Source organism: Pseudomonas edaphica (assembly GCF_965277385.1).
GTDB lineage: Bacteria > Pseudomonadota > Gammaproteobacteria > Pseudomonadales > Pseudomonadaceae > Aquipseudomonas > Aquipseudomonas edaphica.
The window spans coordinates 2,752,406-2,772,115 of the sequence record NZ_OZ255725.1 but is presented as its reverse complement, the minus strand read 5'-3'; the positions used below and the strand labels follow the sequence as shown (position 1 = coordinate 2,772,115).

Sequence of the window (19,710 nt, the reverse complement as noted above, 5' to 3'; positions counted from 1 at the left end):
TTGAGTCGTAGCGGTCAGAATTAAAAAAGTTTTGACTAGCACAGCATATCGCTTTAAACCTTTCATAAATGCGACATAGATTTGCGACATTTCGTCGCTAAATTTGTGAGCGTTCGTGTCGGTGTGTACAATGACCTCCCTTTTGCCCCCGCTAAGCCGGCGTACGTTCGGCGTGGAAGGTAACCGGTTGAATTGAAAAGAAATTTGCCTCGATATAAGAGGCAGCCTGGTGAGAAAGTGTCTATGAAAGCAGGTCTGTACCAACCCGATGAATTCAAGGATAACTGCGGTTTCGGCCTGATAGCCCACATGCAGGGCGAGCCCAGTCATACCCTTTTGCAAACGGCCATCGAGGCCCTGACCTGCATGACCCACCGCGGTGGGATCAACGCCGACGGCAAGACCGGTGACGGTTGCGGCTTGCTGATTCAAAAGCCCGACCAGTTCCTGCGCGCTGTCGCAAAAGAGCAATTTGCTGTCGACCTGCCCAAGCAGTACGCCGTGGGCATGGTGTTTTTCAACCAGGACCCGGTAAAAGCCGAAGCCGCTCGCGAGAACATGAACCGCGAGATCCTGGCTGCCGGCCTGCAACTGGTGGGCTGGCGCAAGGTGCCGATCGACACCAGCGTGCTCGGCCGCCTGGCCCTGGAGCGCCTGCCGCAGATCGAACAAGTGTTCATCGCAGGCGATGGCCTCAGCGATCAGGACATGGCGATCAAGCTGTTTACCTCGCGTCGTCGTTCGTCGGTGTCCAACGCCGCCGACACCGACCACTACATCTGCAGCTTTTCGCACAAGACCATCATTTATAAAGGCCTGATGATGCCGGCGGATTTGACCGCCTTCTATCCAGACCTGAGCGACGAGCGCCTGCAAACCGCAATCTGCGTGTTCCACCAGCGCTTCTCCACCAACACCCTGCCGAAATGGCCGCTGGCTCAGCCATTCCGCTTTCTCGCCCACAACGGCGAGATCAACACCATCACCGGCAACCGCAACTGGGCCGTGGCCCGTCGCACCAAGTTCGCCAACGATTTGATGGACCTCGAAGAGCTCGGCCCGCTGGTTAACCGCGTGGGTTCCGACTCCTCCAGCATGGACAACATGCTCGAACTGATGGTCACCGGCGGCATTGACCTGTTCCGTGGCGTGCGCATGATCATTCCGCCTGCGTGGCAGAACGTCGAGACCATGGACCCGGACCTGCGTGCATTCTACGAGTACAACTCGATGCACATGGAGCCGTGGGACGGCCCGGCCGGCGTGGTGATGACCGACGGCCGCTACGCGGTGTGCCTGCTCGACCGTAACGGCCTGCGCCCGGCGCGTTGGGTGACTACCACCAACGGTTTTATCACCCTGGCGTCGGAAATCGGCGTGTGGGACTACAAGCCTGAAGACGTGATCGCCAAAGGCCGTGTAGGCCCGGGCCAGATCCTGGCCGTGGACACCGAAACCGGGCAGATCCTCGACACCGACGCCATCGACAACCGCTTGAAGTCGCGTCACCCGTACAAGCAATGGCTGCGCAAGAACGCCCTGCGCATCCAGGCGACCATGGAAGACAACGACCACGGTTCGGCTTTCTACGACGTCGACCAGCTCAAGCAGTACATGAAGATGTACCAGGTCACGTTCGAAGAGCGCGACCAAGTGCTGCGCCCGCTCGGTGAGCAAGGCTATGAGGCGGTCGGCTCCATGGGCGATGACACGCCAATGGCCGTGCTGTCCCAGCGCGTGCGCACGCCGTATGACTATTTCCGCCAGCAGTTCGCCCAGGTGACCAACCCGCCGATCGACCCGCTGCGTGAAGCCATCGTGATGTCGCTGGAAGTGTGCCTCGGTGCCGAGCGCAACATCTTCCAGGAATCGCCTGAGCACGCCTCCCGTGTGATCCTCAGCTCGCCGGTCATTTCCCCGGCCAAATGGCGCTCGTTGATGACCCTGGAGCGTCCAGGTTTCGACCGTCAGATCATCGACCTGAACTACGACGAGAGCCTCGGCCTTGAAGCCGCTGTGCGCAACGTCGCCGATCAGGCCGAAGAGGCTGTGCGCGCCGGTCGTACCCAGATCGTGCTGACCGACCGTCACATCGCGCCAGGCAAGCTGCCGATCCACGCCTCCTTGGCCACCGGCGCGGTGCACCACCGCCTGACCGAAAAAGGCCTGCGTTGCGACTCCAACATCCTCGTGGAAACGGCTACTGCCCGCGACCCGCATCACTTCGCAGTGCTGATCGGTTTCGGCGCCTCGGCGGTTTACCCGTTCCTGGCCTACGAAGTGCTGGGTGATTTGATCCGTACCGGAGAAGTGCTGGGCGACCTCTATGAGGTGTTCAAGAACTACCGTAAGGGCATCACCAAGGGCTTGTTGAAGATCCTGTCGAAGATGGGCATCTCCACCGTCACCTCGTACCGTGGCGCACAGCTGTTCGAAGCCATCGGCCTGTCCGAAGAAGTTTGCGAGTTGAGCTTCCGTGGCGTGCCAAGCCGCATCAAGGGCGCGCGTTTCGTCGACATCGAAGCCGAACAGAAAGCCCTGGCAGCCGAAGCCTGGAGCGCGCGCAAGCCGATCCAGCAAGGCGGCCTGCTCAAGTTCGTACACGGTGGCGAATACCACGCGTACAACCCGGATGTGGTCAACACCCTGCAAGCCGCCGTGCAGCAGGGCGACTACGCCAAGTTCAAGGAATACACCGCGCTGGTGGATAACCGCCCGGTGTCGATGATCCGTGACCTGTTCAAGGTGAAAACCCTGGACACGCCGCTGGCCATCAGTGAAATCGAGCCATTGGAATCGATCCTCAAGCGCTTCGACTCCGCCGGTATCTCTTTGGGCGCCTTGTCGCCTGAGGCCCACGAAGCCCTGGCCGAAGCCATGAACCGCCTGGGTGCGCGTTCCAACTCCGGCGAAGGCGGCGAAGACCCGGCGCGCTACGGCACCATCAAGAGCTCGAAAATCAAGCAAGTGGCGACGGGTCGTTTCGGTGTAACGCCGGAATACCTGGTTAACGCCGAAGTGCTGCAGATCAAAGTCGCCCAGGGCGCCAAGCCCGGCGAAGGCGGCCAGCTGCCAGGCGGCAAGGTCAACGGTCTGATCGCCAAGCTGCGTTACGCAGTGCCGGGCGTCACCCTGATTTCGCCGCCGCCGCACCACGACATCTATTCGATTGAAGACTTGTCGCAGCTGATTTTCGACTTGAAACAAGTCAACCCGCAGGCGCTGGTTTCGGTGAAACTGGTAGCAGAAGCCGGCGTCGGCACCATCGCCGCTGGTGTGGCCAAGGCCTATGCCGACCTGATCACCATCTCCGGCTATGACGGCGGCACCGGCGCTTCGCCGCTGACTTCCATCAAGTACGCTGGCGCACCGTGGGAGCTCGGCCTGGCTGAAACCCACCAGACCCTGCGCGGCAACGACCTGCGCGGCAAGGTGCGGGTGCAGACCGATGGCGGCCTGAAAACCGGCCTCGACGTGATCAAGGCCGCGATCCTCGGCGCCGAAAGCTTCGGCTTCGGTACTGCGCCAATGATCGCCCTGGGCTGCAAATACCTGCGCATCTGCCACCTGAACAACTGCGCCACCGGCGTCGCCACTCAGAACGAGAAGCTGCGCAAGGATCACTACATCGGCACCGTCGACATGGTGGTGAACTTCTTCACCTACGTCGCCGAAGAAACCCGTGAGTGGCTGGCCAAGCTGGGCGTGCGTTCGCTGGAAGAGCTGATCGGCCGTACCGACCTGCTCGACATCCTCGAAGGCCAGACCGCCAAGCAACAGCACTTGGACCTGACGCCGCTGTTGGGCAGCGATCACATCCCGGCAGACAAGCCACAATTCTGCCAGGTGGACCGCAACCCGCCGTTCGACAAGGGCCTGCTGGCCGAGAAGATGGTCGAAATGGCCAGTTCCTCGATCAATGACGCCAGCGGTGGCGACTTTGCCCTGGATATCTGCAACTGCGACCGCTCGATCGGCGCACGCATCTCCGGCGAAATCGCGCGCAAGCACGGCAACCAAGGCATGGCGAAAGCGCCGATCACCTTCCGCTTCAACGGCACAGCCGGCCAGAGCTTTGGCGTATGGAACGCCGGCGGCCTGCACATGTACCTCGAAGGTGACGCCAACGACTACGTGGGCAAGGGCATGACCGGCGGCAAGCTGGTGATCGTTCCGCCTAAAGGCAGCATCTACAAGACTCAGGACAGTGCCATCATCGGCAACACCTGCTTGTACGGTGCCACCGGTGGCAAGCTGTTCGCTGCCGGTACTGCCGGTGAGCGTTTCGCCGTGCGTAACTCCGGTGCCCACACCGTGGTGGAAGGCACTGGCGATCACTGCTGCGAGTACATGACCGGTGGCTTTGTCGCGGTACTGGGCAAGACCGGTTACAACTTCGGCTCGGGCATGACCGGCGGTTTCGCCTACGTGCTTGACCAGGACAACACCTTCGTCGACAAGGTCAACCACGAGTTGGTCGAGATCCAGCGGATCAGCGGCGAAGCCATGGAGTCCTACCGGAACCACTTGCAGCACGTGCTGGACGAGTACGTCGAGGAGACCGGCAGCGAATGGGGCCGTAACCTCGCCGAAAACCTCGATGATTACCTGCGTCGTTTCTGGCTGGTCAAGCCCAAGGCTGCCAACCTGAAATCGTTGCTTTCCAGCATCCGTGCCAACCCGCAGTGATATGCGCCTGAAGAGTTTGATGAGGTTTTAACATGGCTGAACGTCTGAATAACGACTTCCAGTTCATCGATGTCGGGCGCAAAGATCCGAAGAAGAAACTGTTGCGTCAACGCAAGAAAGAGTTCGTGGAAATCTACGAACCCTTCAAACCCCAGCACTCGGCCGACCAGGCCCACCGCTGCCTGGGTTGCGGTAACCCGTATTGCGAATGGAAGTGCCCGGTGCACAACTTCATTCCCAACTGGCTCAAGCTGGTGGCCGAGGGCAACATCCTCGCTGCCGCCGAGCTGTCGCACCAGACCAACACCCTGCCGGAAGTCTGCGGCAGGGTTTGTCCCCAGGACCGTCTGTGCGAGGGTGCCTGCACCCTTAACGACGGCTTCGGCGCGGTGACCATCGGTTCGGTGGAGAAGTACATCACCGACACCGCGTTCGCCATGGGTTGGCGCCCGGACATGTCCAAGGTCAAGCCGACCGGCAAGCGCGTTGCAATCATCGGTGCAGGCCCGGCGGGCCTGGGCTGCGCCGACGTACTGGTGCGTGGTGGCGTGACCCCGGTGGTGTTCGACAAGAACCCGGAAATCGGTGGCCTGCTGACCTTTGGTATTCCCGAGTTCAAGCTGGAAAAAACCGTGCTGAGCCACCGTCGTGAAGTCTTCACCGGCATGGGTATCGAGTTCCGTCTCAATACCGAAATCGGCAAAGACATCACCATGGAGCAACTGCTCGCCGAATACGATGCCGTGTTCATGGGCATGGGCACCTACACCTACATGAAGGGCGGCTTTGCCGGTGAGGACCTGCCGGGCGTGTATGACGCGCTCGACTTCCTGATCGCCAACGTCAACCGCAACCTGGGCTTTGAAAAGTCGCCGGAAGATTTCGTCGACATGAAAGGCAAGAAGGTCGTGGTACTGGGCGGTGGTGACACCGCGATGGACTGCAACCGCACCTCGATCCGCCAGGGCGCCAAGTCGGTGACCTGTGCCTATCGTCGTGACGAAGCCAACATGCCCGGGTCGCGCAAAGAGGTGAAGAACGCGAAGGAAGAAGGCGTGAAGTTCCTCTACAACCGCCAGCCGATCGCCATCGTTGGTGAAGACCGTGTTGAAGGTGTGAAGGTGGTCGAGACCCGTCTTGGCGAGCCGGACGCCCGTGGCCGTCGCAGCCCCGAGCCGATCCCGGGTTCCGAAGAAATCATCCCGGCTGACGCCGTGGTTATCGCCTTCGGTTTCCGCCCAAGCCCGGCGCCGTGGTTCGAGCAGTTCGAGATCCAGACCGACAGCCAGGGCCGCGTGGTAGCCCCGGAACAAGGCCAGTACAAGCACCAGACCAGCAACCCGAAAATCTTCGCCGGTGGCGATATGGTGCGCGGCTCTGACCTGGTAGTGACCGCGATCTTCGAAGGCCGCAACGCCGCCGAAGGCATCCTGGACTACCTGCAAGTTTGATTTGAAACACGGTCAACGGTGGGAGCTGGCTTGCCTGCGATAGCGATAGTGAATTCACCACCGCCATCGCAGGCAAGCCAGCTCCCACACAAACCCCATTCCAGATAGGGTTTGGTGGTGTCTGTCATACCGCAAGACACCGCGACAAATTGACCCGATAGACAAAAGGCACGGCTCACTCCGTGCCTTTTGCGTCGCGCTCTGAGAAAATGCCCGCACTTTTTTTGCGGATGCCGACATGACTGCCCTCAAGAACGACCGTTTCCTTCGTGCCCTGCTCAAGCAACCCGTAGACGTCACGCCCGTGTGGATGATGCGTCAAGCCGGTCGCTACCTGCCGGAATACCGCGCCAGTCGCGCCAATGCCGGTGATTTCATGAGCCTGTGCATGAACCCGGAGTTCGCCTGCGAAGTCACGATGCAGCCGCTGGACCGCTACCCACAACTGGATGCGGCCATCCTCTTCTCCGATATCCTCACCATTCCTGACGCCATGGGCCAAGGCCTGTATTTTGAAACCGGCGAAGGCCCGCGTTTCAAAAAAGTTGTCAGCACACTGGCCGACATCGAAGCCCTGCCGATCCCGGACCCGCATAAAGACCTCGGCTACGTGATGGACGCTGTGAGCACCATCCGCCGCGAGCTTAACGGCCGCGTGCCGCTGATCGGCTTCTCCGGCAGCCCGTGGACCCTGGCTACCTACATGGTCGAAGGCGGCTCGTCGAAAGACTTCCGCAAAACCAAGGCCATGCTTTACGACAACCCGCAAGCCATGCACCTGTTGCTGGACAAGCTGGCGCAGTCGGTTACCAGTTATCTCAACGGCCAGATCATGGCCGGCGCGCAAGCGGTGCAGATCTTCGACACCTGGGGCGGCAACCTGTCGTCGGCGGCGTATCAGGAGTTCTCCCTGGCTTACATGCGCAAAATCGTCAGCGGCCTGATCCGCGAACACGAAGGTCGCAAAGTGCCGGTCATCATGTTCACCAAAGGCGGCGGCCTGTGGCTGGAAAGCATTGCTGATGCGGGCGCCGATGCACTGGGCCTGGACTGGACCTGCGACCTCGGCGAAGCCCGCCAGCGCGTGGGCAGCCGCGTGGCGCTGCAAGGCAACATGGACCCGACCGTGCTCTACGCCAAGCCGGAAGCGATCCGCAACGAAGTCGGCCGCATCCTGGCCAGCTATGGCAAGGGCAGCGGCCACGTGTTCAACCTCGGCCATGGCATCACCCCGGAAGTGAACCCGGAGCACGCTGGCGCGTTCCTGCGTGCAGTGCATGAGCTGTCGGCGCAATACCACGAATAAAACGCAAACCAAATGTGGGAGCTGGCTTGTCGAATCGTCGCACCGCTGCGATAGCAGTAGTGAATTCACTATTGCTATCGCAGGCAAGCCAGCTCCCACATTAAAAGCAGGACCGCGTCAGGTTTTTACATTCCTCAGCGGTGGTAATTTCGCCAGCTTCAGCGCCACCAGCAGCGCGCCAATCAACAGCGCCACGATAAACCCGCCAATCCCGTTCCACCCGGCAAAGTGCCAGAAGAACCCGCCCGCCGTCCCCGCGACACTCGACCCCACGTAGTAGCAGAACAGGTACAGCGACGACGCCTGCCCTTTGGCCTTCACCGCCCTCCGCCCAATCCAGCTGCTGGCCACCGAATGCGCGCCGAAGAAGCCGAAGGTGAAGATCAGCATGCCCGGCACCACCAGCCACAGCGGCGTGAACAGGGTCAGCAGCATCCCCGACAGCATCAAGACGATGGTGCCCCACAGTACGCGACGGCGGCCGAGACGGTCAGCCAGAGAGCCGATTTTCGCCGAGCTGTAGATGCCTGACAGGTACACCAGCGACAGCAGGCCGACCACCGCCTGGCTCAGCTCATAAGGCGAGGCCAGCAGGCGATAGCCGATGTAGTTGAACATCGTCACGAACGCGCCCATCAGCAGGAAGGCTTCGAGGAACAGCCACGGCAGGCCCGCGTCCTTGAAGTGCATGACAAAACCGTCCACCAGGTTGCGCGGCTTCAGGCTGCTGGCGCGGAAGTTGCGCGATTCGGGGAGGATTTTCCAGAACACCGTGGCCGCGATCAGCGCCAGCGCACCGATGATCAGCATTGCGGTGTGCCAGCTGACAAAGTCGATCAAGACGCCGATGATCAGGCGCCCGCTCATGCCGCCAATCGCGTTGCCGCCGATGTACAGGCCCATGGCCAAGCCAATGTGCTGAGGGTGGATCTCTTCGCTCAGGTAAGTCATCGCCACGGCGGCCAGGCCGCTTAGCGACAAGCCCACCAGCGCACGCATCAGCAGAATGCCTTCCCAGGTCGGCATCAAGCCGCTGGCGATGGTGGCCAGCGCGGCACAGAACAATGCAGCAACCATCACCGGCTTGCGCCCCAAGCGGTCGGAAATCGGTCCGGTAATCAGCAGGCCCAGCGCCAGCATCGCCGTGGCGACCGAGAGGATCAGGCTGCTTTGCGCCGCATTGATGGAAAACTCGTGGGATAACGCCGGCATCATCGGCTGCACGCAGTACAACAGGGCAAAGGTGGCAAACCCGCCGGAGAACAGCGCCAGCACCGTGCGCATGAACATCGGCGTGCCTTTTTCGATGTACGCGTCATTGAGCTGGGCGACCACCTCATCCAAGGCGGTAGGCGGGACTTCTTGAGCGAATGGCGCGACAGCAGATTTCACGGGGACCTCGGGGAGGAAAAGCCTGCCAGGACTGGCAATACGAAAAAGAATATAGCTGCCTAATGATTCTTTCCAATATATTGTTCGACCTGTTTAAGAGCTTTTACGACCTAATGAGGTTTGCATGGAATTGCGTCACTTGCGGTACTTCATTGCCGTCGCCGAAGAGCTGCATTTTGGCCGCGCCGCGCAGGTGCTGGGCATCTCTCAACCGCCGTTGAGCCAGCAGATCCAGGCGCTGGAACAGGAGGTAGGCGCACGCTTGTTTGAGCGCACCAATCGTCGGGTTGAGCTGAGCGAGGCCGGCCGATTGTTCCTGCACGAGGCGCGTTTGGTGTTGGCGCAGGTGGATAAAGCCGCCGACGTTGCCCGCCGCGCGCAATTGGGGGAGTTAGGCGAACTGAAGATCGGCTTCACCTCGTCGGCGCCATTCAACTCCAGCATTCCACAGGCGATCTTTGCGTTTCGTAAAGCCTTCCCTGCGGTGCACCTGAATTTGCAGGAAATGAGCAGCACCGAGGTGGCCGAGTCGCTGGTGGATGAGTCGATTCAGGTGGGCCTGATGCGCCCGCTGCCGTTGCCGGATTCTCTAAGCGTAATCGAGTTGATGCGCGAGCCGTTGGTTGCGGTATTGAACGCTGGCCATCCGTTGGTGGACGGCAGCGAGCGCGGCCTGCACCTGGCGCAACTGGCCGAAGAGCCGTTTGTATTTTTCCCGCGCACCTACGGCAGCGGCCTCTACGCTCAGCTGCTCAACCTGGCCCGCGATGCCGGCTTCAGCCCGCACTTCGCCCAGGAAGCCGGGGAGGCGATGACCATCATCGGCCTGGTGGCGGCGGGGTTGGGGGTGTCGGTGCTGCCGGCGTCTTACCAGCGCATCCGCATTGATGGCGTGGTCTATCGCACCTTGCTCGATCGGGAGGCCGTGACGGCGGTGTGGCTGGTGCAACGCAAGGGTGCGCAAACGCCAATGGCCAAGGCCTTTGTGGAGCTGCTGACGCGCCAGGCGATCTTATAGTCGAACACGGTCAAAAGTGGGAGCTGGCTTGCCTGCGATGCAGGCGCCTCGGTTTATCAGAAAAACTGAGGTGATCCCATCGCAGCATAGGTATCTACACAACCGGTTAACACGAAGTCTGTGGCAGGTGGGCTATTGTGGCGAGCAGGCTTGTCCTGCGTTGGGCTGCGAAGCGGCCCCAGTACAGGCACTGCAATTTTGCTGAAAGTACTCAACGTCTGTTTTTTGGGGCTGCTTCGCAGCCCAACGCAGGACAAGCCTGCTCGCCACAGGAGAAATAGGGTGCTTTTAAAAGTTGTGTAGATACCTATGCCCATCACAGGCAAGCCAGCTCCCACATTTGGATGCGAAAGCCTCAGTTCTGCTTCAAGGCCTCCACGCCATTGATACCCGCACTCTGCAAGCCCGCCATGATGTCGCGATCCAGCATGCTCACCCAGCGGTTGTAGTTGCGATGGATCTTGCCGTCCTTGTAGCCCAGGTCGCGGCTGTCGCGGTAGGTGATGGCGTAGCTGGTGCGGGTGTAGCGGATATCGATTTCGGCGTGGAATTGGTTGCGCACAGTGATTTCGGCCTGCACCAGTTGCGGGCTCAGGCGTTGCACGGTCCATTCGCGTTTTTGCAGGGCCGCGACGATCACCTGTTTGATTTTTTCTTCGCTGAGCTGGGCCGTGACCGGCAAATCGTGCTGGGTGTTTAGCACGGGTTTGTTGGTGCAACCGGCGGTGGTCAGCAAAGCCAGAGTGATCAGGGTGGCGCGTAGCAAGGAAGACATTCCGTTTTCTCCAATCAATTAAAAAATCAGGACCAGCGGCGAAAGATCAGCGAAGTGTTGACGCCGCCAAAGGCAAAGTTGTTGTTCATCACGTAGTCGTTGTGCATCTCGCGAAACCCACCTTGCAGGTAATCCAGCTCGCCGCATTGCGGGTCGACGGCATCCAGGTTGAAGGTATGCACATACTGGTCGCGGTTCATCATTTCGATGCTGAACCACGATTCCAGTGCGCCGCACGCGCCCAAAGTGTGGCCCAGAAAGCTCTTCTGCGAACTGATCGGCATGCGGCTGCCGAACAGGCTGCTGGTGGCCAGCGTCTCGGCGATGTCGCCCTGATCGGTGGCGGTGCCGTGGCCATTGACGTAGCCGATGGCGGATGGCTCAAGCCCTGCGTCTTCCAGGGCCAGCTCCATGGCGCGGCGCATGGTTTTCTGCTCCGGGCGCGTGGTGTGCTGGCCGTCGGCGTTGCTGCCGAAGCCGACCAACTCGGCGTGGATATGCGCACCGCGCGCCAGGGCGTGCTCCAGTTCTTCGAGCACCAGCATGCCGCCGCCTTCGCCGATCACCAGGCCGTCGCGGCCGCTGTCGTAAGGGCGTGGGCTGGTCTGCGGCGCGTCGTTTTTGAGGCTGGTGGCGTAGAGCGCGTCGAACACCATGGCTTCGGTGGGGCACAATTCCTCGGCGCCGCCGGCAAGCATCAACGGCAAGCGGCCGAACTTGATCGCCTCGTAGGCGTAACCAATGCCCTGGCTGCCGCTGGTGCAGGCGCTGGAGGTGGGGATCAGCCGCCCGGTGAGGCCAAAGAAGATGCTGATATTCGCTGCTGTGGTGTGCGGCATCATGCGCACATAGGAGTTGGCATTCAGCCCCTCGGCCACTGAGTTCAGCAGCATATTGCCGAACGCCTTGATCTCATCGGTGCTGCCGGTGGATGAGCCACAGGCCACGCCCATGCGCCCGTCCTTGATCGATTCGTCGCCGAGCAAGCCGGCATCCTGCAACGCCTGTTCCGCCGCCCACACCGCCAGGCGAGAGACGCGGCCCATGCTGCGCAGTTGCTTGCGCGTCCAGTGCGCAGGCACGACGAAATCGTCGATCGGCCCGGCCAGACGCGTGTTCAATTCGGTAAAACGGTCCCACTCATCCATGCGCCGGATGCCGCTGCGGTTGGCGCGAAAGTTGGCGGCGATGGTGTCCCAATCGCTGCCCAGGGAGGTCATGCCGGCCATGCCGGTGACGACGACGCGCTTCATCAGCACAAGCCCCCATTCACGGCCAGCACTTGGCGCGTTATATAGCCGGCCTCGGCCGACATCAGGAAGTTCACCGCACCGGCGACTTCTTCCGGGGTGCCCATGCGTTGCGCCGGGATCATCTTCATCAGTTCTTCGACCGGCACGTTTTCATCCAGCATCGCCGTGTCGATCAAGCCTGGGGCGACGCAATTGACGGTGATCTTGCGCTTGCCCAGTTCAATAGCCAGCGCCTTGGCCGCGCCGATCAAACCGGCTTTGGAGGCGCTGTAGTTGACCTGGCCACGGTTGCCGATCAAACCGGAAACCGACGTGATACAAACGATACGGCCAGCGGCGCGACGACGAATCATCGGCATCATCACCGGGTGCAGCACGTTGTAGAAACCATCCAGGTTGGTGCGCATCACCACATCCCAATCGTCTTCGGAGAGGGCCGGGAACGCACCGTCGCGTGTCAGGCCGGCGTTGAGCACCACGCCGTAATAGGCGCCATATTGCTCCACGTCGGCCTCAAGGATTTCCTTGCAGCTGAAACGATCCGCCACATCAAATTGCAGCACCCGCGCCTTGCGGCCCAGCGCCTCGATCTCGAGCTTTACCGCGTCCGCTTCAGCGCGGCCACTGCGGCAATGCAGCACGATGTCATGCCCGGCCTGGGCCAGGCGCAGGGCAATGGCGCGGCCGATGCCACGGCTGGAGCCGGTGACCAGTACGGATTCAGTCATGGCGTTGAGTCCTTCGATTCATCTAAATAATTGGCCGCCTGGGGCGGTCGAAATACGTTCAAACGTGCGCTGGCCTGGATACCGTCACCGGTCAGGTGGCATTCGAACACACCCATACCGTTGTCGTCTTCCAGCGAGCGCAGGCCGTGGATGCGCAGCTCGGCGCCGGCCGGGAAGTGTTCCACGTTGCATTCGAATTTGCGCGTGCCGAGCAGGAAACCCAGTTCCACTGCCTCGCCATTCTGGCGCGCGCGGCAACCGGCATAGGCGGCGACGCTTTGCGCCATCAGCTCGATGCCGACCCAGGCCGGCAGGCTGCCGTCCGGCCGGTTGAACAGGCCGGCTGGCTTGACGGTGGCGCGGGTGTGAACCTGCTCTTCATCGAACGACAGCACCTGGTCGATCAGGATCATGTCGCCCGCGTGGGGCAGCAGTTCGGCGAGTGGCCAATCGATCATGGGGCCTCCGCGATTATCAGGCTGACGTTATTGCCGCCGAAGGCAAACGAGTTGCTCATCAGGCAGCGTTTTTTCAAGGTGTCGCCGACCTGCGCCCACTGCAACGCGGGCAGCGCCGGATCGGCTTGGCCGTCCCACACATGCGGCGGTACACGGTCATGCATCAGGCTCAACCAGCAGAACGCCGCTTCCAGCGCGCCTGCGGCACCGAGGGTGTGGCCGCTCATGGGCTTGGTCGACGAACACGTTACACCTTGAGGAAACAGGCTGGCGACGGCCAGGCTTTCCATGGCGTCGTTGTGTTGGGTGGCAGTGCCGTGCAGGTTCAGGTAACCGATGTGTTCCGGTTCAAGTTTGGCGCTGGCCAGCGCCTTGCGCATCGCCTGAAACGCACCTTTGCCGCTGGGCTCGGGCGCGGAGATATGGTGCGCATCGCAACTGGCGCCACTGCCGAGCAAGGCAATCCGCGCGGGCGTTTTAGTCATAAGAAACAGCACCGCTGCTTCACCGATATTGATGCCGTTACGGTTTACCGAAAACGGATTGCAGCGTTCGCTGGCGACCGCTTCCAGCGCGGTAAAGCCGTTCAGCGTCAGCTTGCACAGGCTGTCGACACCGCCGCAGATCACCGCATCACACACACCCAGGTCGAGCAGGCGCTGGGCACTCATCAACGCACGGGCGCTGGAAGTGCAGGCAGTAGAAATCACATAGGCCGGGCCGCTTACCTGTAGCCAGTCAGCGAGAAAATTCGCCGGTGCGCTGAGTTCCTGTTGCTGGTAGTCATAGTCGCCCGGGAACTGCTGCCCACGCAGGTAATGCGCGATGCCGCGACTGGCTTCATCGATGCCCGAGGTGCTGGTGCCCAGCACAATGCCAACCCGCGAGGCGCCGTAGGTGTGGATTGCCTGGCGCAGCTCGCTTTCAATCTGCAAGGCCGCTTCCAGCAGCAACTGGTTATTGCGGCTGCTCTGCGGGCGTAGCTCAGCCGGGATTGCCACCAGCTCGCTGCGCACGCCGCCCACCGGCAGCACGCGCTCCGGCACCCAACCGCTTTCGGCGCGCATGCAGGAGCAATCGCCGGCAAACAGGCTGCGGCTGACTTCAGCCTGGCCGCGGCCCAGGGCGCAGATCACGCCCAGGGCATTCAGGTAAGCCGTCATCGCGCCGCCCCCAGTGGGGTGATGCGGTAGCTCAACGGCTGGCCCGCCATGTTCACGCTGAACACCTCGGAGGACTGATAGACGATCTGCCAATGCCCCGGCAGCGTGCGCGTCAGGTCCATCGCCTGGGCACGCGGGTACAGCGTGGGTATGTCATCGGCCGAGGTCAGCGCAAACAACAGCGCCGCAAACAGTTCACGCGCCTGCGGATTGGGCGGCAGCAAGCCGTCGGCCTGCCACTGGCCATTGATCAGCTTTTGCCGGGCCTGGGGAATACCCAACGGGTCCATCATCGACCAGCGAATGGCCGCACCTTCGCGCTGGATCACCAGCAGCCAATCCTGGGTTTGGCCGTCGGCGCGGCGCTGCACGTGCAGTTGCATGGGCAAGGCCAGGGCCGGGGTTTTTTCGGGCAGCGGCGGCTGGCTGACGCAGGCGCTCAGCAGCAACAGGCAACCCATCAACAGCATACGAATCATGTTTCGGCGCTCGCTAAAGGTTTACGCGCCACGCAGTTGACCAGCGTTTCTTCGCGCTGGCCAACCGGTGGTGGGCTGCGCAGGCCCCAGCGTTCCAGCAGGCCGAAATCGCTGGAGCGGCTCCACCACAAATACGGGTACGAAACGTTCTGCGGGCCGAACTCAAAACCCTGCTCGCGCAGCATCTCCAGGTATTCTTCAGCGCTTTTCTGCACATGCATCGGGTGGCGGAACAGCCAGCGAATCACCCAAGTGTCGATATAGGCTTCGGTGGATTCGGCAAACAGCAGATAGCCGCCCGGCTTAAGGACGCGATAGAACTCTTTCAAGGCGCGATGCTGTTCAACCAGATGGTGGAAGGTCTGGTGGCAGAACAGGATATCGACGCTTGCGTCCGGCACCTGCAGCGTGGCGCAGTCGCTGCCGATCAGCTCAATGGCCAAGCCTTGGCGCTTGGCTTCCGCCTGGCTCAGCTCAAGGCTGTGCGGGTCGGCATCCAGGCCGATCAAGCGCTGTGGCGCGAACACCTGCTGCAAATACTGGAACGACTTGCCCTGGCCGCAACCGGCGTCCAGCAGCACCGGCGCCACGGGCAGCGGGTCGGTGAACAGGCCGCGCAGGTCGTTGATCGCCACGCGCAATACATGGTGCTGCCAAGTGTGGCTGCGCAGGAACCAGAAGCCGAATTTGGTTTCTTCGACGTAGTTTTTACTCAGGTATTGGCTACTCATACCGGCTCACCCGCACAAATTTCCGACAACATCCGCAGCCGCCGTTTGGGCTCGCTGACAAACGGGTTGCGCTCATCCCAGGCGTAACCGGCGAGGATCGAACTGATCATCCGGCGAATCTCCGGCGAGCTGCCTGGGTGAAAAATCACGTCCTGGAAGGTGCCTGCATACCAGCCTTCGACATAGCAACGGAAGGTGTCGACCCCGCGTTTCAGCGGCTCGGCGAACTCGGTTTGCCAGTCGACGGTTTCGCCCTTGAGTTGGCGATGTAACAGCGCTGCGGCCATGCTCGCCGAACGCATGGCGATGGTCACGCCGGAAGAGAACACCGGGTCGAGAAATTCCGCCGCATTGCCCAGCAGCGCAAAGCCCGGGCCGTGCAGGTTTTTGACGTTGGCCGAATAGCCGGCGAGGGTACGCGCGGGCGTATCCCACACGGCGTTTTGCAGCACGCCCGCCAGGCTTGGCGTTTCAGCGATGAAACCGCGCAGGCAGGCGTCGAGGTCGCTGTCGCGGCCGTCGAAATGTTCTTTTGCCGCCACAACGCCTACCGAGCAGCGGCCATGGCTGAACGGGATGGTCCAGAACCAGATATCGCGTTGGGTCGGGTGAGTGGTGACGAGGATTTTGCTGCGATCAAAACCTGGGTGTGTGATGTGATCTTCAACGTGGGTAAACACCGCCTGGCGCACCGGGAAATTCGACGGTGCTTCCAGGTCCAGCAGGCGCGACAGCACGCGGCCGTAGCCGCTGGCATCGAGCACGAACTTGGCCTTGAGGTGATACTCGCTGCCATTCTGGCGACGCACGTGCAGGTAGCGGCTTTCACCGGCGAAATCCACACCGACGATGCTTTCGCCATAGCGAATATCTACGCCTTGCAGCGCCGCTTGATCAGCCAGCAACTTGTCGAACTCGCCGCGCTGCACCTGGAAGGTGGTGGGCTTGCCGTTGCTGAAGGTGTCACCGAAATCAAACGCACTGTAGCGCTCGCCCCAGGCGAACGCCGCGCCGGTTTTTACCTGGAAACCCGCGGCCTGTACGGCGTCGAGCATGCCGGCCTCTTCGATAAAGTCGATGCAGTGCGACAGCAGGCTTTCGCCAATCGAGAAGCGCGGAAAATGCTCGCGCTCGATAATCAATACATCATGCCCGTTGCGCTTTAACAGCGCGGCGGCGATAGCGCCGGATGGCCCGGCACCAATCACCACCACCTGGCGACGTTCCATTTCAACTGTGGGCACGAGGGCTCCTTGCCACTTTGGCGATTAACACATTCATAAGGCGTGCTTCTGATGCCCGGCCCAAGGCGCCAGCATAAAGCTGAACGCCAGGCCGAGGCTGACCGACAGGCCGAAATTGCTCACGGCGGGTGTACTCGACACCGCCAGCAGGCCAAACGACAACCAGGTCGTCAGTGCTGCCAGCAGCGTACCTAAAAGACTCACGGCCGCGCCGCCGATCTGCTCGCGCATCAAGATCGCATAGTCGACGCTGATGGCGGTGACCAACAGCAGGCCGAACAGGCTGAACAAGGTCAGCGGCTGGCCCAGCCAACCGAGGCTGGCGAGGCTGCACAGCGCCGCGAGCAGTGGCAGGGCGACGATGCGCAGGGCACCGCCAACACCGAACGGCATAATCAATAACAGCACGATCAGCACACACGACATCAGCTTCAACTCAGCCGCGCTGATCTGCGTGTCGGCAAACACTCGGTTCAAATCACCCAGCCGGTCAACCAGTTGCACGCCGGGTAAGTCCAGCGCTTGCACACGCAACAGCGCCGGGTTGTTCAGGCCTTGCAGGCTGACCATCGCCGCCACGCCGCCGTCCACTGGCCCCAGCCACAAGGTGCGCCAAGGCTCAGCCAATGGCCCAACCAGTGCGGCGTCGATGTCTTCGGTGGGCAGCGCTTGCAGTTGCGTGACTTCGGCTTGCAGCGCGCTGGCAGGCACGCCCAGGTCCAGCAGCGGCTGCCAGTGCGGCGCGAGGTTGTTCAGCGCAGCGCGCAATTGTTGCTGCTCAGCTGGCAGGCTCACCAGCTGGTTGAGCGCCAGGTAGCCTTGCAGCTTGCCCATGTTCACCAACTGATCCAGGCGTTCGCCCAGGGCGGCCTGGCGTTCCAGCAACTGCTGCTGGTTGTCGGCGCGCACCAGGAAAAACTGGCTGGTGGGCTGGAAGCCGGTGATGCGCGCCACGGACTGGGCTTCTTGCAGCAATTGTGGCGGGGCACCGATCCATTGGCGGATATCGTTTTTACTGTTCAGGTGCCACAGGCCGCCCGCGCAAAACAGCAGCAACAGCGCCAGCAGCACAGGGCTTGGCACGCGCTTGAGCAACGCGGCGCGCAATAGCCACAGGCATTCGGCAACCCGCAGCGGCCACTGTGCCGGGCGCAGTTCCACGCCCTTGAGCAGCGCGGGCAGCAGGCACACCGCCGACAGGTAAGCACCGACTAAACCGGCAGCGGAGAACACCGCGATTTGCGTCAGCGCCGGGAATGGCGTCCAGGCCAGCGCCAGGTAGCCAATGCAACTGGTCGCCAGGCTCAGGCTCAGCCCCGGCAGGGTCAGGCGCAAGGCCGGCCAGCTGCGCCACGGTTGCAGGCTCCAGCTTTTGGACAGGTAGTGCAGCGGGTAATCCACCGCCACGCCGATCAGGCTGGAGCCCAGCACCAGGGTCATCACATGCATATGGCCGAACAGCGCCACACAGGCCACCGCGCCAAACAGCATACCCACCAGCACCGGCACAAACGCCAGCAGCACCCGCCAGCGCCGAAACGCCAGCAACAGCAACAACAGGATGCCCAGCGTGGCGCCACCACCGACCCAGGTGATTTCCCGCGTGGCCTGTTGCTGCCCGTTGGCGGCGTAAAGCAGGCCGCTGGCAGCGAGCAATTGCGCGCCTTGCTCGCTGGCCTGTTCGCGACTGGCCTGGAGCAGGTCCGCCACTTGCAGCGGCAGTTTCATATCAAAGGCATTGCCGGTGGTGCGCGCACGCAGCAGCACCCAGCTTTTGCCGTCGGCATCGGCAATCAAGGCGCCGCTGCCGATATCGAGCTGCACTGAGCCGTGCTGCGGCTGGCTGTTCTGGATGCGCCCGGTAAGGCCCAGCCAGTCGTCCTGGCTCGGCACCAGGCTGAACCCGGTAAACGGGTCGAACAGCGCTTGCACGCGCTGCTGAATGAACGCGTCTGGGTGCTCGATCAGTTGCTCGCGGTCCTTGGCCGAGAGCATCGCCAGCCGACCGCGCAGCAATTGTTCACGCAGGGCGGGCAAGTCGGCTTGCAGGTTCCACTGCACTTTTTCAAACAGGCCGCTGGCCTGCCAGCGTTCGCCCATTTGCTGCGCCACTGCTACGGCTTTTTGCCGATCGGCATGCCCCACCAACACCAGCATTTCGCGGTTCAGCGGTTCCTGCATACGCTGTTCTGCCTTGAGTTCCAGCGCATCCGGCGTGCTGCCCGGCACCAGTTCCATCAGGTTGGCCGACAATGGCGCGCCATGGCGCCACTGCCAGCCGGCCAGCGCCAACACCGCCACCAGCAGGATCAGGAACAGGCGTGGCAGCCAGCGCTCACTGGGCAAAGTCGTGTTGCTCCGATTCGCTCAACGGTTGGCCGGCAGTGCTGTCCTGCATGCGCAGCACGGTGCTGTCGCCCTGGGTTTCGAGCAGTTCGATGGTTTGCACCAGCTCGCCGCCGTCGATATTGATCTGGGTGAATACCTGCTTGAGCAGCAGCGAGCGTGGGACCAGCGTCAGCTTCCACTGTTGGGCTTCGCCTTGCAGCTGTAACTCGAAATCGCGCTGCAAGCCACTGCTGTCGCCTTGGAGTACGGCAAGGAACAGGCGATTCTGCTCGGCACCGGCGCTCTTGTTCGGCAGCAATTGCCAGCCATTGGCGTCACGCCGAGCGATGCCTTGGGCGCTGATGCGGTAGTCCTGTTGCAGCGGGGTTTTCAACAGCCACAGCAGGCCGTGGTCTTTGGCGAGTACGAACGTGCCTTTGCTGACCAGTGGCTGGGGCAGGGCGCGCAGGTGTTTTTCCTGGATGAAGCTGCCGTGGATTACGGCGGGTTTGGCCAGTTGGTCGCTTAGCTGCTGCAGGTCGAAGGCGTGGGCCAGGCCTGGAATACACAACAACAGGATTAGCACAATCCCTGTGGGAGCGGGCTTGCCCGCGATGAACCCGAGGGCGCCGCGTAGTATCAGGCGAAGCGCGTTATCGTTGACGACCATCGCGGGCAAGTCGAATCGTCGCACC

At 61.6% G+C, this 19,710-nt stretch carries 15 protein-coding genes; 4 read left to right on the top strand and 11 right to left on the bottom strand.

What is annotated here, in order from left to right; translation table 11 throughout:
* Nucleotides 1-243 precede the first annotated feature (243 nt).
* From gltB to hemE, 3 genes are all read left to right on the top strand, one after another.
* The gene (gene gltB / locus ACQY47_RS12570) at nt 244-4,689 is read left to right on the top strand and encodes a glutamate synthase large subunit (RefSeq protein ID WP_099548050.1); all 4,446 of its coding nucleotides are present in this window, start codon (nt 244-246) and stop codon (nt 4,687-4,689) included.
* A gap of 32 nt (nt 4,690-4,721) precedes the next feature.
* Complete coding sequence (locus ACQY47_RS12565) at nt 4,722-6,140, top strand: FAD-dependent oxidoreductase (RefSeq protein ID WP_003187920.1); 1,419 nt, start codon at nt 4,722-4,724, stop codon at nt 6,138-6,140.
* Between the two features lie 238 nt (nt 6,141-6,378).
* Nucleotides 6,379-7,446 (top strand): uroporphyrinogen decarboxylase, encoded by a 1,068-nt coding sequence (hemE, locus tag ACQY47_RS12560; protein ID WP_428557190.1) that lies wholly within the window; start codon nt 6,379-6,381, stop codon nt 7,444-7,446.
* A gap of 117 nt (nt 7,447-7,563) precedes the next feature.
* On the opposite strand, the gene ACQY47_RS12555 is transcribed toward hemE, so the two are convergent.
* Nucleotides 7,564-8,790 (bottom strand): MFS transporter, encoded by a 1,227-nt coding sequence (locus tag ACQY47_RS12555; RefSeq protein WP_428557358.1) that lies wholly within the window; start codon nt 8,788-8,790, stop codon nt 7,564-7,566.
* Between the two features lie 172 nt (nt 8,791-8,962).
* On the opposite strand from ACQY47_RS12555, the gene ACQY47_RS12550 reads away from it, so the two are divergent.
* Nucleotides 8,963-9,856 carry a LysR family transcriptional regulator gene (locus ACQY47_RS12550; RefSeq protein ID WP_428557189.1) on the top strand — a complete coding sequence of 298 codons (894 nt, stop codon included), beginning with the start codon at nt 8,963-8,965 and terminating at the stop codon, nt 9,854-9,856.
* A gap of 355 nt (nt 9,857-10,211) precedes the next feature.
* Here the strand turns inward: ACQY47_RS12550 and ACQY47_RS12545 are convergent, their stop codons facing one another.
* The 10 genes from ACQY47_RS12545 to ACQY47_RS12500 are packed head-to-tail and all read right to left on the bottom strand — an operon-like array spanning nt 10,212 to nt 19,685.
* Nucleotides 10,212-10,631 carry a hypothetical protein gene (locus tag ACQY47_RS12545; RefSeq protein ID WP_017138558.1) on the bottom strand — a complete coding sequence of 140 codons (420 nt, stop codon included), beginning with the start codon at nt 10,629-10,631 and terminating at the stop codon, nt 10,212-10,214.
* Nucleotides 10,632-10,657: 26 nt separating this feature from the next.
* Nucleotides 10,658-11,884: a beta-ketoacyl-ACP synthase gene (locus ACQY47_RS12540; protein ID WP_017138557.1), complete on the bottom strand. Its 1,227-nt coding sequence runs from the start codon at nt 11,882-11,884 to the stop codon at nt 10,658-10,660.
* Complete coding sequence (gene fabG / locus ACQY47_RS12535; RefSeq protein ID WP_099548055.1) at nt 11,884-12,612, bottom strand: 3-oxoacyl-ACP reductase FabG; 729 nt, start codon at nt 12,610-12,612, stop codon at nt 11,884-11,886. The genes ACQY47_RS12540 and fabG overlap by 1 nt, the downstream gene beginning before the upstream one ends.
* Nucleotides 12,609-13,070, bottom strand: a complete 462-nt coding sequence (locus ACQY47_RS12530) for a 3-hydroxylacyl-ACP dehydratase (protein WP_428557188.1) — start codon at nt 13,068-13,070, stop codon at nt 12,609-12,611. Before ACQY47_RS12530 ends, fabG begins: the two co-directional genes overlap by 4 nt.
* Nucleotides 13,067-14,233 carry a beta-ketoacyl-[acyl-carrier-protein] synthase family protein gene (locus tag ACQY47_RS12525; RefSeq protein WP_428557187.1) on the bottom strand — a complete coding sequence of 389 codons (1,167 nt, stop codon included), beginning with the start codon at nt 14,231-14,233 and terminating at the stop codon, nt 13,067-13,069. The genes ACQY47_RS12530 and ACQY47_RS12525 overlap by 4 nt, the downstream gene beginning before the upstream one ends.
* Nucleotides 14,230-14,712 (bottom strand): hypothetical protein, encoded by a 483-nt coding sequence (locus ACQY47_RS12520; RefSeq protein ID WP_428557186.1) that lies wholly within the window; start codon nt 14,710-14,712, stop codon nt 14,230-14,232. Before ACQY47_RS12520 ends, ACQY47_RS12525 begins: the two co-directional genes overlap by 4 nt.
* The gene (locus ACQY47_RS12515) at nt 14,709-15,443 is read right to left on the bottom strand and encodes a class I SAM-dependent methyltransferase (protein ID WP_017138552.1); all 735 of its coding nucleotides are present in this window, start codon (nt 15,441-15,443) and stop codon (nt 14,709-14,711) included. The genes ACQY47_RS12520 and ACQY47_RS12515 overlap by 4 nt, the downstream gene beginning before the upstream one ends.
* Nucleotides 15,440-16,687, bottom strand: a complete 1,248-nt coding sequence (locus tag ACQY47_RS12510) for an NAD(P)/FAD-dependent oxidoreductase (RefSeq protein WP_428557185.1) — start codon at nt 16,685-16,687, stop codon at nt 15,440-15,442. The genes ACQY47_RS12515 and ACQY47_RS12510 overlap by 4 nt, the downstream gene beginning before the upstream one ends.
* A 33-nt stretch (nt 16,688-16,720) precedes the next feature.
* Entirely contained in the window at nt 16,721-19,033 is a 2,313-nt protein-coding gene (locus ACQY47_RS12505; protein WP_428557184.1) for an MMPL family transporter, read from the bottom strand.
* Nucleotides 19,023-19,685 (bottom strand): outer membrane lipoprotein carrier protein LolA, encoded by a 663-nt coding sequence (locus tag ACQY47_RS12500; RefSeq protein WP_428557357.1) that lies wholly within the window; start codon nt 19,683-19,685, stop codon nt 19,023-19,025. Before ACQY47_RS12500 ends, ACQY47_RS12505 begins: the two co-directional genes overlap by 11 nt.
* Between the last annotated feature and the right edge of the window lie 25 nt (nt 19,686-19,710).

Coding starts and splice junctions, on each gene's coding strand:
- gltB (WP_099548050.1), top strand. CDS start 244: ATGAAAGCAGGTCTGTACCAACCCGATGAATTCAAGGATAACTGCGGT.
- ACQY47_RS12565 (WP_003187920.1), top strand. CDS start 4,722: ATGGCTGAACGTCTGAATAACGACTTCCAGTTCATCGATGTCGGGCGC.
- hemE (WP_428557190.1), top strand. CDS start 6,379: ATGACTGCCCTCAAGAACGACCGTTTCCTTCGTGCCCTGCTCAAGCAA.
- ACQY47_RS12550 (WP_428557189.1), top strand. CDS start 8,963: ATGGAATTGCGTCACTTGCGGTACTTCATTGCCGTCGCCGAAGAGCTG.
- ACQY47_RS12545 (WP_017138558.1), bottom strand. CDS start 10,631: ATGTCTTCCTTGCTACGCGCCACCCTGATCACTCTGGCTTTGCTGACC.
- ACQY47_RS12540 (WP_017138557.1), bottom strand. CDS start 11,884: ATGAAGCGCGTCGTCGTCACCGGCATGGCCGGCATGACCTCCCTGGGC.
- fabG (WP_099548055.1), bottom strand. CDS start 12,612: ATGACTGAATCCGTACTGGTCACCGGCTCCAGCCGTGGCATCGGCCGC.
- ACQY47_RS12530 (WP_428557188.1), bottom strand. CDS start 13,070: ATGATCGATTGGCCACTCGCCGAACTGCTGCCCCACGCGGGCGACATG.
- ACQY47_RS12525 (WP_428557187.1), bottom strand. CDS start 14,233: ATGACGGCTTACCTGAATGCCCTGGGCGTGATCTGCGCCCTGGGCCGC.
- ACQY47_RS12520 (WP_428557186.1), bottom strand. CDS start 14,712: ATGATTCGTATGCTGTTGATGGGTTGCCTGTTGCTGCTGAGCGCCTGC.
- ACQY47_RS12515 (WP_017138552.1), bottom strand. CDS start 15,443: ATGAGTAGCCAATACCTGAGTAAAAACTACGTCGAAGAAACCAAATTC.
- ACQY47_RS12500 (WP_428557357.1), bottom strand. CDS start 19,685: ATGGTCGTCAACGATAACGCGCTTCGCCTGATACTACGCGGCGCCCTC.